Here is a 2,725-nt window from a genome sequence, read left to right as displayed (position 1 = left end):
AGCATATCCCCTATACCGCCCAGATGATAGCCACGCTGACCCGTCACCAAATCGGGACGGTGGAACGGGCATTAGCCATCTTCCAGCAGTTAGGGCTTGTGGAGCAGCTTGACTGCGGGCTGCTTTATATGACCGACATCGAGCTGATGATCGGTCAATCCTCTACCGAAGCGGAACGGAAACGCGCCGCAAGGCTTGAAAATAAGGCACTTTTGCCGCCGCGGACAAATGGCGGACATTTGTCCGACATTCGTCCACCAGAGATAGAGATAAAGAAAGAGATAGATATAGAGATAGAAAAAGAGAGAGAGTTAGAAACGGGACAAGCCCCCGCCCGCAGCTATGGCAGATACAACAATGTTTTTCTTTCCGATACGGAACTGGACGAGCTGAAAGCGGAACTGCCCGACAAATGGGAGTATTATATTGACCGCTTATCTACTCATATAGCGTCCAAAGGAACGAAATACCGTAGCCATGCAGCCACGATATACAAGTGGGCGCAGGAGGACGAAGCCAAGAAACCGCCGAAAAAAGGCATACCCGATTACACCTTTAAGGAGGGCGAGAGTTTATGACTGAACTTTTTACCGATACCGTTTTGAATATGATGACTACTACCGCAGAGCCGGAGGACTACACGGGCGAGGACGGTCTGCTTTACTGCGGCAAGTGCCGCACGGCGAAAGAAGCCTACTTTCCCAAAGAAACCGCCGCATGGTTGGGGCATGACAAGCACCCGACAGAATGTGACTGCCAACGGGAGAAGCGTTTGGAATGTGAATCCGCCGAGGAACGCAGGCGACACCTTGATACCGTTATGGAACTGAAACGCCGGGGCTTTACCGACCTCACCATGCAGGAATGGACTTTTGCACATGACAACGGCAAATGCCCACAGATGAGCAAGGCACATTTATATGTGGAGCATTGGGAGCAGATGAGAGAAAACAACTATGGTCTGCTCTTGTGGGGCAAGGTAGGCACAGGAAAAAGCTATTTTGCCGGGTGCATTGCCAATGCCCTTATGGAACAGGAAATCTCCGTCCGCATGACAAACTTTTCTGCGATACTGAATGATTTAACTGCCAGCTTTGAGGGGCGAAACGAATATATCGAGCGTCTTTGCCGTTTCCCTCTGCTGATACTTGATGATTTTGGTATGGAGCGTGGCACAGAGTACGGTTTGGAACAGGTCTACAATGTAATTGACAGCCGATACCGCAGCCGAAAGCCGCTGATTGTCACCACCAATCTAAGCCTTACGGAACTGCAAAATCCACAGGACACCGCCCACGCCCGTATCTATGACCGAATGCTTGAAATGTGTCTGCCTATCCTCTTTACAGGCGAGAACTTCCGAAAGGAAACGGCACAAGCCAAGCTCAATGGACTAAAAGAACTGTTGAAGTGAAAGGAGTTGCCTATGACAGAAAACAAACAGAATAACAATGACCGCACCGACCGCCGTCCGGACTGCGTGACGGAGATCCGCATGGGTAACACCGTGCTTGTTGTGTCCGGCTTTTTCAAGAAAGATACCACAGCCACCGCAGCCGACAAGATGATGAAAGTGCTTGAAGCGGAAACCGCTACACAAAAAAAGGTGATTTAACATGATACTGAAAAGCGGTCACGCTTTTGGCGTGACCGCTGGCGGAGAAATTATAGGTTGAAAAATGCGGAGAGTGCTTTCCCCAAATCTTCGGGAGCGTCTATGTTTACTTCATGTCCAGAATTTTTAATCACTAATAATTCGGCTTGTGGTAACTGCGATTGAAGCTGTAAAGAAGCCTGTTTATTTGCTGCATCTTTCTCCCCGCAGATAACCATTACAGGGCTATTGATACACTTCAATTCTTTTTGGAAATCCAAGTTTATCATGGATTTTGACAGATTGATAAAATCCGTTTTACCAAGTCCCATGCTTTCAAATGTTCTTTTAGGCATAAACCGAAAGAGCATATTTTGAAATTGCAAGAGTTTTTTCGGCATTGTATATTGTGTCGCAACCAACGCCAAAGAGTTTATTTTATCTGGATTTTCAATCCCATATTGCAATGCGAGAATACCACCTAAAGATAGCCCACAGATATTGACCGGTTCTGAAAATTGCTTACAGTATTCGGAGAAAGCAAGATATAAAACTTGATAGCAGACCTCTTTATCTTCAAACCAATCAAAAAGGTTCGGGCATAAAATGTCCGCACTTTTCCCCATAGTGTTAATCGTATTTTTCCAGCTTGATGATGTTTGCCCTAATCCATGAAGTAATATAGTTTTCATTTTCTCTCCTGCAATGTCTGATGTGTATTTACGGTAAAGTATATCACAGAGTTATGAACTTTTCTATCTTTTTTGCAGCGAGAAGCCGCACAGTAAAAAATCGTCATTTTGACAGGCGGTAAAGAAGCAGAAACCGCTATACAGACAGTCGCCCCATGTGGTACAATCAAGGTACGGAATAGTGGGGCTGGCTGTCGGAAACGGAGGATTTTATGTTAAGACAGACCAACCAACAACCAATTACCGCCCTTTACCCAAGACTTTCCCATGAGGACGAGCTGCAAGGCGAGAGCAATTCCATTTCCAACCAGAAGCGTATTCTTGAAACCTATGCAAAGCAGAACGGCTTTTCCAATCTGCGCTGGTACACGGACGACGGTTATTCTGGTGCGAACTTTCAAAGACCCGGTTTTCAAGCCATGCTTGCGGACATTGAAGC

At 46.5% G+C, this 2,725-nt stretch carries 5 protein-coding genes; 4 read left to right on the top strand and 1 reads right to left on the bottom strand.

Annotated elements, in window-relative coordinates; translation table 11 throughout:
* The 3 genes from H8711_RS13425 to H8711_RS13415 form a co-directional block, all read left to right on the top strand.
* Window positions 1-578: phage replisome organizer N-terminal domain-containing protein (locus H8711_RS13425; RefSeq protein ID WP_249283857.1), on the top strand; the 578-nt coding region annotated here is incomplete at its 5' end.
* On the top strand, window positions 575-1,414 hold the full coding sequence (locus tag H8711_RS13420; protein ID WP_249283856.1) for an ATP-binding protein: 840 nt from the start codon (window positions 575-577) through the stop codon (window positions 1,412-1,414). The genes H8711_RS13425 and H8711_RS13420, both read left to right, overlap by 4 nt.
* Window positions 1,415-1,426: 12 nt before the next feature.
* Complete coding sequence (locus tag H8711_RS13415) at window positions 1,427-1,615, top strand: transposon-encoded TnpW family protein (protein WP_249283855.1); 189 nt, start codon at window positions 1,427-1,429, stop codon at window positions 1,613-1,615.
* Between the two features lie 50 nt (window positions 1,616-1,665).
* Here H8711_RS13415 and H8711_RS13410 read toward each other — a convergent pair whose 3' ends face one another.
* Window positions 1,666-2,286 carry an alpha/beta fold hydrolase gene (locus tag H8711_RS13410; RefSeq protein ID WP_024738896.1) on the bottom strand — a complete coding sequence of 207 codons (621 nt, stop codon included), beginning with the start codon at window positions 2,284-2,286 and terminating at the stop codon, window positions 1,666-1,668.
* A gap of 212 nt (window positions 2,287-2,498) precedes the next feature.
* Between H8711_RS13410 and H8711_RS13405 the strand changes: the two genes are divergently transcribed.
* On the top strand, window positions 2,499-2,725 hold a 227-nt coding region (locus tag H8711_RS13405; RefSeq protein ID WP_249283854.1), incomplete at its 3' end, for a recombinase family protein.

The organism is Ligaoa zhengdingensis, from assembly GCF_014384885.1.
GTDB classification, from domain to species: Bacteria; Bacillota; Clostridia; order Oscillospirales; family Ruminococcaceae; genus Ligaoa; species Ligaoa zhengdingensis.
The sequence above is the reverse complement of the archived record's forward strand: the minus strand, read 5'-3'. Positions and strand labels throughout refer to the sequence as shown.